This window comes from Microbispora siamensis (genome assembly GCF_016863095.1).
GTDB lineage: Bacteria > Actinomycetota > Actinomycetes > Streptosporangiales > Streptosporangiaceae > Microbispora > Microbispora siamensis.
In genome coordinates, this window is the sequence record NZ_BOOF01000039.1 from 1 (window position 1) to 11,169 (window position 11,169).

General features: G+C 70.1%; 12 protein-coding genes. 8 read left to right on the forward strand and 4 right to left on the reverse strand.

The window, feature by feature from the left end; translation table 11 throughout:
- On the reverse strand, positions 1–193 hold a 193-nt coding region (locus Msi02_RS29965), incomplete at its 3' end, for a hypothetical protein (RefSeq protein ID WP_204051339.1).
- A gap of 25 nt (positions 194–218) precedes the next feature.
- Here Msi02_RS29965 and Msi02_RS29970 point away from each other — a divergent pair.
- The 3 genes from Msi02_RS29970 to Msi02_RS29980 all read left to right on the forward strand — a co-directional run bounded on the left by Msi02_RS29970 (position 219) and on the right by Msi02_RS29980 (position 4,257).
- Positions 219–1,958 carry a rhamnogalacturonan lyase gene (locus Msi02_RS29970; protein WP_204051340.1) on the forward strand — a complete coding sequence of 580 codons (1,740 nt, stop codon included), beginning with the start codon at positions 219–221 and terminating at the stop codon, positions 1,956–1,958.
- 269 nt (positions 1,959–2,227) lie between these two features.
- On the forward strand, positions 2,228–2,785 hold the full coding sequence (locus Msi02_RS29975) for a hypothetical protein (RefSeq protein WP_204051341.1): 558 nt from the start codon (positions 2,228–2,230) through the stop codon (positions 2,783–2,785).
- A 179-nt stretch (positions 2,786–2,964) separates the two neighbouring features.
- Positions 2,965–4,257: a site-2 protease family protein gene (locus Msi02_RS29980; protein ID WP_204051342.1), complete on the forward strand. Its 1,293-nt coding sequence runs from the start codon at positions 2,965–2,967 to the stop codon at positions 4,255–4,257.
- Between the two features lie 44 nt (positions 4,258–4,301).
- Here Msi02_RS29980 and Msi02_RS29985 read toward each other — a convergent pair whose 3' ends face one another.
- Positions 4,302–4,472, reverse strand: a complete 171-nt coding sequence (locus Msi02_RS29985) for a hypothetical protein (RefSeq protein WP_204051343.1) — start codon at positions 4,470–4,472, stop codon at positions 4,302–4,304.
- Between the two features lie 205 nt (positions 4,473–4,677).
- Here Msi02_RS29985 and Msi02_RS29990 point away from each other — a divergent pair, with 205 nt between their 5' ends.
- Entirely contained in the window at positions 4,678–5,313 is a 636-nt protein-coding gene (locus Msi02_RS29990; RefSeq protein WP_204051344.1) for a sigma-70 family RNA polymerase sigma factor, read from the forward strand.
- An 11-nt stretch (positions 5,314–5,324) separates the two neighbouring features.
- On the opposite strand, the gene Msi02_RS29995 is transcribed toward Msi02_RS29990, so the two are convergent.
- Together Msi02_RS29995 and Msi02_RS30000 are read right to left on the reverse strand one after the other, a co-directional pair.
- Positions 5,325–5,693, reverse strand: a complete 369-nt coding sequence (locus Msi02_RS29995; RefSeq protein ID WP_079315951.1) for a hypothetical protein — start codon at positions 5,691–5,693, stop codon at positions 5,325–5,327.
- A 56-nt stretch (positions 5,694–5,749) separates the two neighbouring features.
- Complete coding sequence (locus Msi02_RS30000) at positions 5,750–6,766, reverse strand: DNA polymerase ligase N-terminal domain-containing protein (RefSeq protein ID WP_239108812.1); 1,017 nt, start codon at positions 6,764–6,766, stop codon at positions 5,750–5,752.
- A 103-nt stretch (positions 6,767–6,869) separates the two neighbouring features.
- Between Msi02_RS30000 and Msi02_RS30005 the strand changes: the two genes are divergently transcribed.
- The 4 genes from Msi02_RS30005 (at position 6,870) to Msi02_RS30020 (ending at position 11,074) form a co-directional block, all read left to right on the forward strand.
- Positions 6,870–8,636 carry a 5'-nucleotidase C-terminal domain-containing protein gene (locus Msi02_RS30005; RefSeq protein ID WP_204051345.1) on the forward strand — a complete coding sequence of 589 codons (1,767 nt, stop codon included), beginning with the start codon at positions 6,870–6,872 and terminating at the stop codon, positions 8,634–8,636.
- 141 nt (positions 8,637–8,777) lie between these two features.
- Positions 8,778–9,521, forward strand: a complete 744-nt coding sequence (locus Msi02_RS30010) for a hypothetical protein (protein ID WP_204051346.1) — start codon at positions 8,778–8,780, stop codon at positions 9,519–9,521.
- A gap of 57 nt (positions 9,522–9,578) precedes the next feature.
- A complete protein-coding gene (locus Msi02_RS30015) occupies positions 9,579–10,073 on the forward strand; it encodes an RNA polymerase sigma factor (RefSeq protein WP_204051347.1) in 495 nt (164 codons plus the stop codon).
- The gene (locus Msi02_RS30020; protein WP_204051348.1) at positions 10,070–11,074 is read left to right on the forward strand and encodes a CU044_5270 family protein; all 1,005 of its coding nucleotides are present in this window, start codon (positions 10,070–10,072) and stop codon (positions 11,072–11,074) included. The genes Msi02_RS30015 and Msi02_RS30020 overlap by 4 nt, the downstream gene beginning before the upstream one ends.
- The last annotated feature ends 95 nt before the right edge of the window (positions 11,075–11,169 follow it).

Here is an 11,169-nt window from a genome sequence, read left to right on the forward strand (position 1 = left end):
GCGCGAGTCCCAGCGCGAGTCCCAGCGCGAGTCCCAGCGCGAGTCCCAGCGCGAGTCCCAGCGCGAGTCCCAGCGCGAGTCCCAGCGCGAGCCCGACCCGGTCGCCCTCCGTGAGCCCCACGCCCAGCCCCTCCGTGAGCCCCACGCCCAGCCCCTCCGTGAGCCCCACGCCCAGTCCCTCTGCGAGTCCCACGAGCATCCCCGCGGGCGCGCGGCAGATGGAGGATCTCGACCGCGGCCTGGTCAGCGTGCGGTCCGGCAGCGGCAACCTCGTCTCCTGGCGCCTGCTCGGCACCGAGAGCATCGGCACCGGATTCAACGTCTACCGGGGCTCGACGAAGCTGAACTCCTCGCCGATCACCAACTCCACGAACTACTTCGATTCGGGGGCCGCAGCCGACGCCACGTACACGGTGCGGGCCGTGGTGAACGGCGCCGAGCAGGCGGCGTCGGAGACGTCGCTGCGCTTCACCGGCGGCGACCACCTCGACGTGCCCATCCAGCCGCCGTCCGGCGGCACCACACCCGACGGGGTGGCCTACACCTACAGCGCCAACGACGCGGGCGTGGGCGACCTCGACGGCGACGGGCAGTACGAGTTCGTGCTGAAATGGGACCCGTCCAACTCCAAGGACAACTCCCAGTCCGGCTACACGGGCGATGTCTTCGTCGACGCGTACAAGCTGAACGGCACCCGCATGTGGCGGATCGACCTCGGCCGCAACATCCGCGCGGGCGCGCACTACACGCAGTTCCAGGTGTACGACTACGACGGCGACGGCAGGGCCGAGGTGGCGATGAAGACCGCCGACGGCACCAAGGACGGCACCGGGAAGACGATCGGCAACGCCTCCGCGGACTACCGCAACTCCTCCGGCTACGTCCTGTCCGGCCCCGAATACCTGACCATGTTCAACGGCCGTACCGGCGCGGCCATGTCCACGGTCAACTACGACCCGCCGCGCGGGACGGTCTCCTCCTGGGGCGACTCGTACGGCAATCGTGTGGACCGGTTCCTCGCCGCCACCGCCTACCTCGACGGCCAGCGGCCCAGCCTGATCATGTCGCGCGGCTACTACACCCGTACGGTCGTCGCGGCGTGGGACTTCCGCAACGGCTCCCTGGTCGAGCGGTGGAAGTTCGACTCCAACTCCGCCGGCAGCCAGTACGCCGGCCAGGGCAACCACAACCTCGCCGTGGCCGACGTGGACGCCGACGGCAAGGACGAGATCGTCTTCGGCGCGATGGCGATCAACGACAACGGCTCCCCGCTGTGGAACACCGGCAACGGGCACGGCGACGCGCTGCACGTCGGCGACCTCGACCCGTCGCGCGCCGGACTCGAGGTGTTCAAGGTGGACGAGGACACCAGCAAGCCCGCGGCGTGGATGGCCGACGCCCGCACCGGCTCGATCATCTGGAGCAACGCCTCCTGCGGCTGCGACAACGGGCGCGGCGTCTCCGACGACGTCTGGGCAGGCAGCCCGGGCGCCGAGTCGTGGTCGTCCGCCGTCAGCGGTGTCTTCAACAGCAAGGGGCAGAACGTCGGGCGCAAGCCGGGCTCGGCGAACTTCCTCGCGTGGTGGGACGCCGACCCGGTCCGCGAACTGCTCGACGGCACCCACATCGACAAGTACGGCACCAGCGGCGACACGAGGCTGCTGACGGCGAGCGGCGTGCACTCCAACAACGGCACCAAGTCCACCCCGTCCCTGTCCGCCGACCTGTTCGGCGACTGGCGCGAGGAGGTCGTCTGGCCGACGAGTGACAACACCGCCCTGCGGATCTACAGCACGACCACGGCGGCGAGCCGGCAGATCTACACGCTGATGCACGACCCGACATACCGGGTGGCGGTCGCCTGGCAGAACACCGCCTACAACCAGCCACCCCACACGGGCTTCTTCCTGGGGGACGGCATGGCGACGCCCGCCAGGCCGAACATCTACCTGAGGTGATCCCCCCTGCGGCGGCCGCGGACATACCTGGCGAGGTCCGCGGCCGCCGCCGCGCACGGCCCGTCGCTGGACCGCTGAGAGGCCGCCGGACGGCGTCGGAAGATCGAAGGCCAAGTCAGGATTAGGTCGATCTCATGTCGTTGGAATTCCGCTTCAGCGCGTTCTAAGTCGCTTTCCTTACTGTCGTCCAGGCGCTGAGAACAGCGCTCCCACGGGAGCCGGTCTCAAACCTGCTCCTTCGATGACACCCAAGAGGAAAGGACGACCAGATGGGCTTCAGTTTCAACCGCCCTCCGGCGGCGCGTGCCTATGCGGGCGCCGCGGCAGCGGCGATCACCGCGGCACTGGTCTGCATGCCGACCGCCGCCAGGGCCGACGAGCCGTCGATCTCGGTGGAGGTGATCCCCACCGGCTCTGTGCGCTACTACGAGCCCTGCAGCGGCACGGAGACCTGGGGAGTGGCCGCCGGCAGGGAGAGTCCCGACTTCGATAAGGGCAATTACCAGGTGTGCCACTATCCCAGCAGCGACGTGGCGTTCAACCCCTGGGCGAACGGGCTGGGCACCGAGTACAACGCCGCCGCGAGGGACCACGTCATCGAGCAGTCCCATGGGGAGTGGTATCCCCGCGACCTGCAGTCCCTCTGCCCGTACTGGATGACCACCGGCCCGAACCGTTCCGCGCTGATCTCCCAGATCGTGCAGACGTACCAGGTCAAGCTGATCTACAAGTACTCCGACGGACACACCCAGATCGCCGACACCACTCGGGCGACCTATTCCGGTAACACGAGCGTGTCGTGGAGCCCCGGGTGCTGGACGAGATGACGCCGCACGGGACAGCGAGTCCCGGCAGGCGGCGGCGGTCGCTCCCCACCCTGGGCGATGGCAGATGATCGAAGTGTCCCCCGACGGCTGCAGACCTCCCTGACGAGGCCCACGGTCGCCGCGTGACCTGCGCCTTTGTGGGTAGGGCAGTCACAGCGGAGGGCCGAGGGGGTGGCAGGATGCGATCGTCGATAAGTCTCGGCCGCGTGGGCGGGGTCCCGGTCGGGCTCAACATCAGCGTCCTCGTGATCGTCGTGATCCTGGTGATCGGGCTGGCCTTCGGGCGCTTCCCCATCGCCTTCCCCGGCCTGCCGACGGCGGCGTACGTGCTGGCCGCGGTGGTGTCGGCCCTGCTCTTCCTGGCCTCGCTGCTCGCGCACGAACTTGCTCACGCGATCGTCGCCAAGCGGCACGGGCTGGAGGTCAACGGCATCACGCTCTGGCTGCTGGGCGGGGTGGCGGAACTGCGCGGGGAGCCGCGCTCCCCCGGCGCCGATCTCAAGATCGCCGGGGTGGGGCCGCTGACCAGCGTCGTGCTCGGCGGCGTCTTCGCCCTCGTGTCCTGGGGGATCGCGGCCATCGGCGCGCCGCCGCTGGTCAGCGGGATGTTCGGCTACCTGGCCGCGGTGAACGTGCTGCTGGCCGTGTTCAACCTGGTGCCCGCCGCGCCGCTGGACGGCGGCCGGGTGCTGCGCGCCTTCCTGTGGGCCCGCTGGCACGACCGCCTGCGGGCCGCCGTGGCCGCCGCCCGGGCCGGCCGGGTCTTCGGCTACGTCCTGATCGCGCTCGGCTTCCTCAACCTCGTCTCCGGCCTCGGACTCCAGGGGTTCTGGCTGGCCCTGATCGGCCTGTTCCTGGTGAACGCGGCCACCGCGGAGGAGCAGCAGACGCAGATCGACGCCGCCCTGCACGGGATCACGGTGGGTGAGGTGATGTCGCGCGACCCGGTCGTCGCCCATCCCGACGAGACCGTGGCCGGGCTGGTCGACCGGCTCGTGCTGCGCCACCACCTGTCCACCTATCCGCTGCTGGACGACGACGGCCGGTTCGTGGGACTGGTGACGCTGGGCCGCGTCCGGCGCGTGCCGGCCGAGGACCGCCCGATCACCAGGCTGCGGGACATCGCCTGCCCGCCGTCGGACGTGCCCGCGGCGCGCCCCGGCGACCAGCTCACGGAGTTGCTCCAGCGGATGAGCGGCGGCGCGGACGGCCGGGCCGTGGTGCTCGACGACGACGGCCACCTCGTCGGCCTGGTCACTCCCACCGACATCAGCCGGACCATCCAGACGGTGGACCTGCGGGCGCGCGAGCCGTACCGGACGCCGCGCGGCGCCGACCTCGCCCCGCCCCCTCCCGGAGACCGCACCCCCGGAGGCCCCGCCCCCGGCGGACCCTCGTCGGGCGGCCCTGCCCCCGGTGGCCCCGCTCCCGGCGGTACGGTCCCGCCGGCCGGTCGCCGCGACGCCGCCTGAACGCCGCCCCCCGGCGTCAGCAGGCGCGGGTCATCCGGTGCGGGTCATTCGTCGGCGGGTTCCTCGACGTCGTCGGGCGAGTCGGCGCCGGGGGCGTGCCAGTCGCCCGACGCGCCGCCGTCCAGGTCCGCACAGGGCTCCACGTCGGGTGACTGCGCCAGCGGCGGCAGCCGGTCAGGGATCAGGTGCTCCGGCCCCGCGTTGTCCTTGGGCATGGCATCCTCCTCGGGCTGCTGCCTCTCCGTCTTCGCGTACCCCCGGGTGGCTCGGACATTCGGTCAGGTCGCGGGAACGGGCACGGTAGCCGAAAACAGACGCGGGAGCCGTGTTGAAAGGGAGACGAGGGGTAGGCGGACCGTGCGACCGGACCAGACAAAGCGGTCGTAACTGATAGAGGCAGGCTCTCAAGGAGGTGGGGATATGACGATCGTCGACGACACGGCGGTCGAACGACGGCGGCTGCGGTTCGAGCGGGACGCGCTGCCGTACATCGACCAGATCTACGCCGGCGCCCTACGGCTCGCCCGCAACCCCGCCGACGCCGAAGACCTGGTGCAGGACGTCTACATGCGGGCCTTCAGCAACTTCCACCAGTTCCGCGAGGGAACGAACCTGCGGGCCTGGCTGTACCGCATCCTGACCAACACCTACATCAACACCTACCGCAGGCAGCAGCGTCAGCCGCAGCGGTCCGCGACCGAGGACGTGGAGGACTGGCAGCTCGCCGAGGCGGCCTCGCACACCTCGTCGGGGCTCAAGTCGGCCGAGGTGGAGGCCCTGGAGGGGCTGCCCGACTCCCGGGTGAAGCAGGCGCTGCAGGAGCTGCCCGAGGACTTCCGGCTGGCGGTCTACCTCGCCGACGTGGAGGGCTTCGCCTACAAGGAGATCGCGCAGATCATGGACGTCCCCATCGGCACGGTCATGTCGCGGCTGCACCGGGGACGCCGCCAGCTGCGGACCAAGCTGGAGGACTACGCCGCCGAACTCGGCCTGCTCCGGTCGGCGAGCACCGCCGCACGCGACGGCGAGAGAACCCGGGACGGCGAGAAAGCCTAGGCGAAAGGGGCTCAGGCGTCCTCGCGCTCGGGGTTCTCCAGCCGGAAGAAGTTGCTCGGGCTGCCGTCCTTGCGGTGCTCCTGGTAGATGAAGTTGAGCTTGCGCTCCTCGAACGTCGTGAACCACTCGTCCCAGGAGATCTCCTGCAGGTCTTCGCCGCCGTAGCCCTGGAAGTCGAACCGGAGGACGCCAGGACGGCCCTCGTGCTCGGTGCCGGGGACGGTGGCGGGTCTGGCGTCCCGCTCCTCGGCCCACCGCCTGATCACCTCGTGGTCGGTCGTGATCAGGCTGCGTCCCGGGCGCTCCTCGTGCTCCTCCGCGGAGGCGATCTCCTGCTCGTACTTGTGCTCGCCGGTGACCGGGTGGTGCTGCTCGGACATCTCGACACCTCCCCCTCGTTCTCCCTACCCCCCGCCACCAGCCTTACCCTGCGGCCTTACCCTGTTGCCTTCCCGGGCAGCCGCACCCAGGCGGCGGACTCCTCCCCCGGCGCGTACGCGGAGTCGAGGCGCTTGCCCACCACGCCGGGCAGGCCCTGCTCGGCCGCCGTTCGCCGCACCGCGTCCACCTCGCCGGGCCAGGACGGCGCCGTCTGCCAGCGCGGCCCGTTCACCGCCAGGTCCTCCAGGCCCGTACGGCGGCGCTCGAACGGCTCGTCCAGCAACGACCGGCCGTCGTCGTACAGCAGGTCGTAGGCGACGTAGACGGCGGTGCCCGCGAACGTGACGACCTCGCCGTCGAGCACGACCGCCCTGCTGCCGAACGACTCGGCCAGCGGGCGCAACCAGCGGTGCTCCCCGGTGACGTCCGCGCCGCCCGCGTCGCGCAGGGTGAGCCTGCCCCCCTCCACGTACGCGAGCGCCCGCGCCCCGCCCCACCAGAACTCCCAGGCGTACGCCTCGGGGTCGCGCGGCACGCGGGCGCGGGTCACCGGCGTCATCGGCACGAGCGAGGCGGACGGGGGCTCCCACTGCCTGCTGGGCGGGTCCATCCGGTGGATCATCCAGTTGCGGCCGCGGGTCTGGAACAGCACGTAGCGGCCGGCGACCCGGGAGCCGCTCAGCACGATCTTCACCTCGCGGTCGCTCCACTTCTCGGTCGCGTAGTGGCCGCGGTCCCAGATCGTCATCGTGCCGCCGCCGTACTCGCCCTTGGGAATCTCGCCCTCGAACCGGGCGTACTCCATGGGGTGGTCCTCGGTGTGGACGGCGAGGTGGTTGGTCGCGGGGTCGGGCGGGAGGCCCTTGGGAATCGCCCAGGAGACCAGCACCCCGCCCCGCTCCAGGCGCAGGTCCCAGTGCAGGGACCGGGCGTGGTGCTCCTGGATGACGAACGTGTCGTCCTCACCTCGCGGTAGCGGCCCTTCGTCGGGGATCGGCTCGCTGGTGCGCGTCGCGTCGCGCTTGGCCCGGTAGGTCTCGAGTTTGTCCGCCATCTTGATGGTCCTACCCACGGCACAACTCCCCGTGGGTGACAAGCGTGTCACCTTGTAGCGACATGTCCGGTTAAGGACTTCGTGACCACTTGGTAATTGGCAATCACTATCGTCACGCAGCATGAGTTCAGCGATCAGGTTGACCGCGGGCGCCGGCGTCGTGGCCCTCGGTCTCCTCCTGCCCGGCACCCCCGCCACAGCGGCCCCGAGCCACACGGTCAAGATCACCGTCATGGCCAGCTCCGACATCCACGGAAACGCGCTCAACTGGGACTACTACAAGAACGCGGAGTACGACGACAGCGCGCACAACGACGTGGGCCTGGCGAAGATCTCGACGATGGTGTCGAAGATCAGGGCCGACCGCGGCGCCGACCACACCCTGCTGTTCGACTCCGGTGACACCCTCCAGGGCACGCCGCTGGACTACTACTACGCCAAGGTCGAGCCGATCACCTCGACCGGCGAGGTCCACCCCATGGCGAAGGCCATGAACGCCATCGGGTACGACGCCGTGACGCTGGGCAACCACGAGTTCAACTACGGCCTGCCGCTGCTCGGCGCGTGGGTCAAGCAGATGAAGGCACCGGTCCTCGGCGCGAACGCCGTCTCCGCGAAGACCGGCCTGCCGGCCTACCAGCCGTTCGTCATCAAGACCATGAAGGTGAAGGGCGAAAAGCCGATCAAGGTGGGCGTGCTCGGCCTCACCAACCCCGGCGTCGCCATCTGGGACAAGGCGAACGTCGACGGCAAGCTGAGGTTCCTCGACCTCGTCGAGACCGCCAAGAAGTGGGTGCCGGTCATCCGCGGCCTCGGCGCCGACGTGGTCATGGTCACCGCCCACGCCGGGGACAACGGCCTGTCGTCGTACGGCTCCGACCTGCCGGTGGAGAACGCCGCCGCCATGGTCGCCGAGCAGGTGCCCGGCGTCGACGCCGTCCTGTTCGGCCACGCGCACAACGACGTGCCGCAGCGCTTCGTCACCAACAAGGTCACCGGGCAGCAGGTGCTGCTGACCGAGCCCAGCAAGTGGGGCCAGCGCCTCAGCGTCGTCGACTTCACGCTCGCCAAGGAGCGCGGGAAGTGGACGGTGACCGGCAAGTCGTCCACCACGCTCAACACCAACACCGTGGCCGAGGACCCGAAGATCGTCGCGCTCATGAAGGAGCAGCACGACAAGACCGTCGGCTACGTCAACAAGGTCATCGCGCAGTCCACCCAGGAGCTGTCGGCGGCCGAGTCGCCGTACAAGGACACGCCGATCCTCGACTACATCCAGAAGGTCCAGACCGACCTCGTCAGCAAGGCCATCGCCGGCACCGCCGACGCCTCGCTGCCCGTGCTGTCGATCGCCGCGCCGTTCAGCCGCACCGCCGTGTTCCCGGCCGGGCCGGTCAGCGTCCGCGACATGGCCGGGCTGTACGTCTACGACAACACGCTGCTCGGCATCAAGCTGAACGGCACCCAGATCAAGGACTTCCTGGAGTATTCGGCGAAGTACTTCGCCCAGGTCGCCCCGGGCGCGCCGATCGACCTCGCCACGCTCACCAACGCCGGCGGCACGCCCGACTACAACTACGACCAGCTCTCCGGCGTGACGTACGACATCGACATCTCCAAGCCCGTCGGCCAGCGCATCGTCGGCCTGTCCTACCAGGGCAAGCCCGTCACCGCCGACCAGCAGTTCGTCGTGGCCATCAACAACTACCGCCAGTCGGGCGGCGGCGGCTTCCCGCACGTCTCGACCGCCCCGGTGGTCTACAACGCCCAGGTGGAGATCCGCCAGGCGCTGATCGAGTACGCCGCCGCGACCGGCACCATCGACCCGGCGACGTTCGCCGAGGCGAACTGGAAGCTCGTCCGCGACGGGGTTCCCGTCTTCAAGTAGTGAGCGGGGGTGGTCCGCGTCCCGGGCCACCCCTTCTTCCTGAGCGGACGTACTCAGTCGATCCGGGTGATCCCGCTCATGCCCGCGCGCCGGTCCGGCGGCGACACTGACGTGTCCGAACAGCCGGCGGAAAGGATGGCCGTGAGCAGAAGCGGGATCGTCTTTCTCGCGATCGTGTCCACGATCGCGGGGATTGTCCTGGTCTACGTGGTGAACGTGCCGCTGCCGGTGGTCGTCTCACTGGGCTTCGGAGCACTGTGCCTGCTCTGGCTGATCGTGCTCCTGACGGTGCCGTGGAACCTGTACTTCCAGGCTCACGCGCTGATCCACGAGATACGGATCAGCCGCGAGCGCGGGGTGGAGGTCTCGCCGGAGCGTGAGGCGGAGGCCCGCCGCATCGCGGTGCGCATGCGCGGGGCGGCCGTCGCCACCCACCTGCTGTCGGCCGCCCTGCTCGCGGTCGTCACCTACTTCTCCGGCGAGACCGTCGGCTACTACTTCGCCGTCTTCTACCTGATCGCCACGTTCTTCAGGCCCGCCGGGGCCTGGTTCTCCCACCTGCGCAACCGCATGACCACGATGCTGGAGGAGGTCCGGTATCCGCGCGAGGACGTCGTCACGCTCGTCGAGCGGGTCAAAGCCCTGGAGGGGCGGGCCGAGGAGTCCGAGGCCAAAGCCGCCGAACTGGCCGAGCGTCTCGACGCCCTCACCTCGGAGACGCGCGCCGGGTTCCACGCGGCCACGGCGCGCGCGGACGACCTCGACCGCCGGCTCGACGCGATGGGCAGGAAATTCGAGGACTCCCTCAGCCGCCTCACCGACAACCAGGAGGTCCTCTCGGGCATCAAGGCGTTCCTCCGCCTGATCAGATCCGAGACGGCGTAGTCCGCGAGATTTCCGGGGGGCCCTGTAATCGGGGGCCCCGAAGTGGAACTACTGGGTATGGATGACCCCGAAGAACGCTTCACCGAGCTGTACGACCGGCATTACCGGAACGTGCTCGGGTACGCGCTGCTCCGCGCCGAACGGCAGTCGGCCGAGGACATCGCGAGCGAGACGTTCCTGATCGCCTGGCGACGGTTCGCCCAGGTGCCGGAGCACCCCCTGCCGTGGCTCCTCGCCGTCGCCCGCAACCTGCTGCGCAAGCAACGCCACCTCGACATGCGGCGGCTGCGGCTGACCACGCTGTCTCCGGAAGGGGACGTGGCCGACCAGATCAGCGAACGGCAGGCGGCGCTCGACGCCCTCACCCGCCTTTCCGGTGCCGACGCTGAGGCCCTGATCCTCACGAGCTGGTACGGCCTCGGCCCCGCCGAGGCGGCGAAGGTCGTCGGATGCTCGGCGCGCACGTTCGCCGTCCGTCTCCACCGCGCCCGCCGGCGTCTGGCGGACATGCTCAATCCCCCTCAGGCGATCCTCCAGGAGCAGATGCGATGAACACCGACGAACTGATCCGTGCCCTGCGGCCCGACGATCTTCTCGACGAGACCTACCACCGCCGCCGCGAGGCCGACCTCGCCCGAATCTTCGCCGACCTTCCCGCCCGCCGGCCCTCGTCCGTACGGGCCCGGCTGGTGCTCGCGGGTGCGGCGGCGGCCGGGTTCGCCGTGGTGGCGGTCCCGGCCGTCGTGGCCGGTGTCGCGGTGTCCCACAAGGCGGAGGAGCCGGCGGGGAGCCGCGTCGCCTCCGCGCCGCCGAGCCGCGCGACGCCCCTCGTGACGCTCGACGCACGGTCGTTCCTCCTGGCGGGCGCGGACAACGCCGCCCGTGCGGACGGGAAGGCGGGCCGCTTCTGGTACAGCCGGCAGCGGACCTACGAGCCGCGGCCGTCGGGCCGGATCCTCGTCTCCACCACCGAGACCTGGTACGACGGCGCCACCGGCAGGGGCCGCATGACGACCGGCCCGGACATCGAGGTCGGCGCGGGCGAGGGCGCCCGGAGGGCGAAGCCCACGCCCAGGACGCAGGACTTCAGGATGAAGCTGCAGTTGAACATCGGCGGCGAGGACCTGTCCCAGGACGACCTCTGGCGGCTGCCCCGGGAGGTCGAGGGCCTGCGCCGCTGGCTCGCGGCCCACCGGCGCGACGAGCCGAACGTGGACTTCACGTTCTGGATGACGCGACTGATGCTCTCCTCCCCGACCACTCCGGCGACCCGGGCCGCGATGCTGCGGATCCTCGCCGACCAACCGGGTCTGAGGCTGGAGCGGGGCGTGACCGACCCGATCGGCCGTCCCGGCGCCGCGGTCGTCTCCGCCGACGGTGCGAACCGCCTGATCGTCGACGAGTCGGGGGCGCGCCTGCTCGCGGAGGAGTACAACGGCCCGGACAGAGGGGAAAGGCGCGCCGGGCGCACCGTCTACCCGGGCGCGCGCAAGGGCGAGAAGACCGTGTACGAAGCCTCGGGCTGGACCGACGAGATCGGCGACCGACCGTAGGCTACGAACCGGAAATTCCGGATTTCGTGCACGGTCCTGCCACTGCCCGATACCCTCTGCCGGGTCGAGATTGTTGGATCTTCAACGACAGGCGG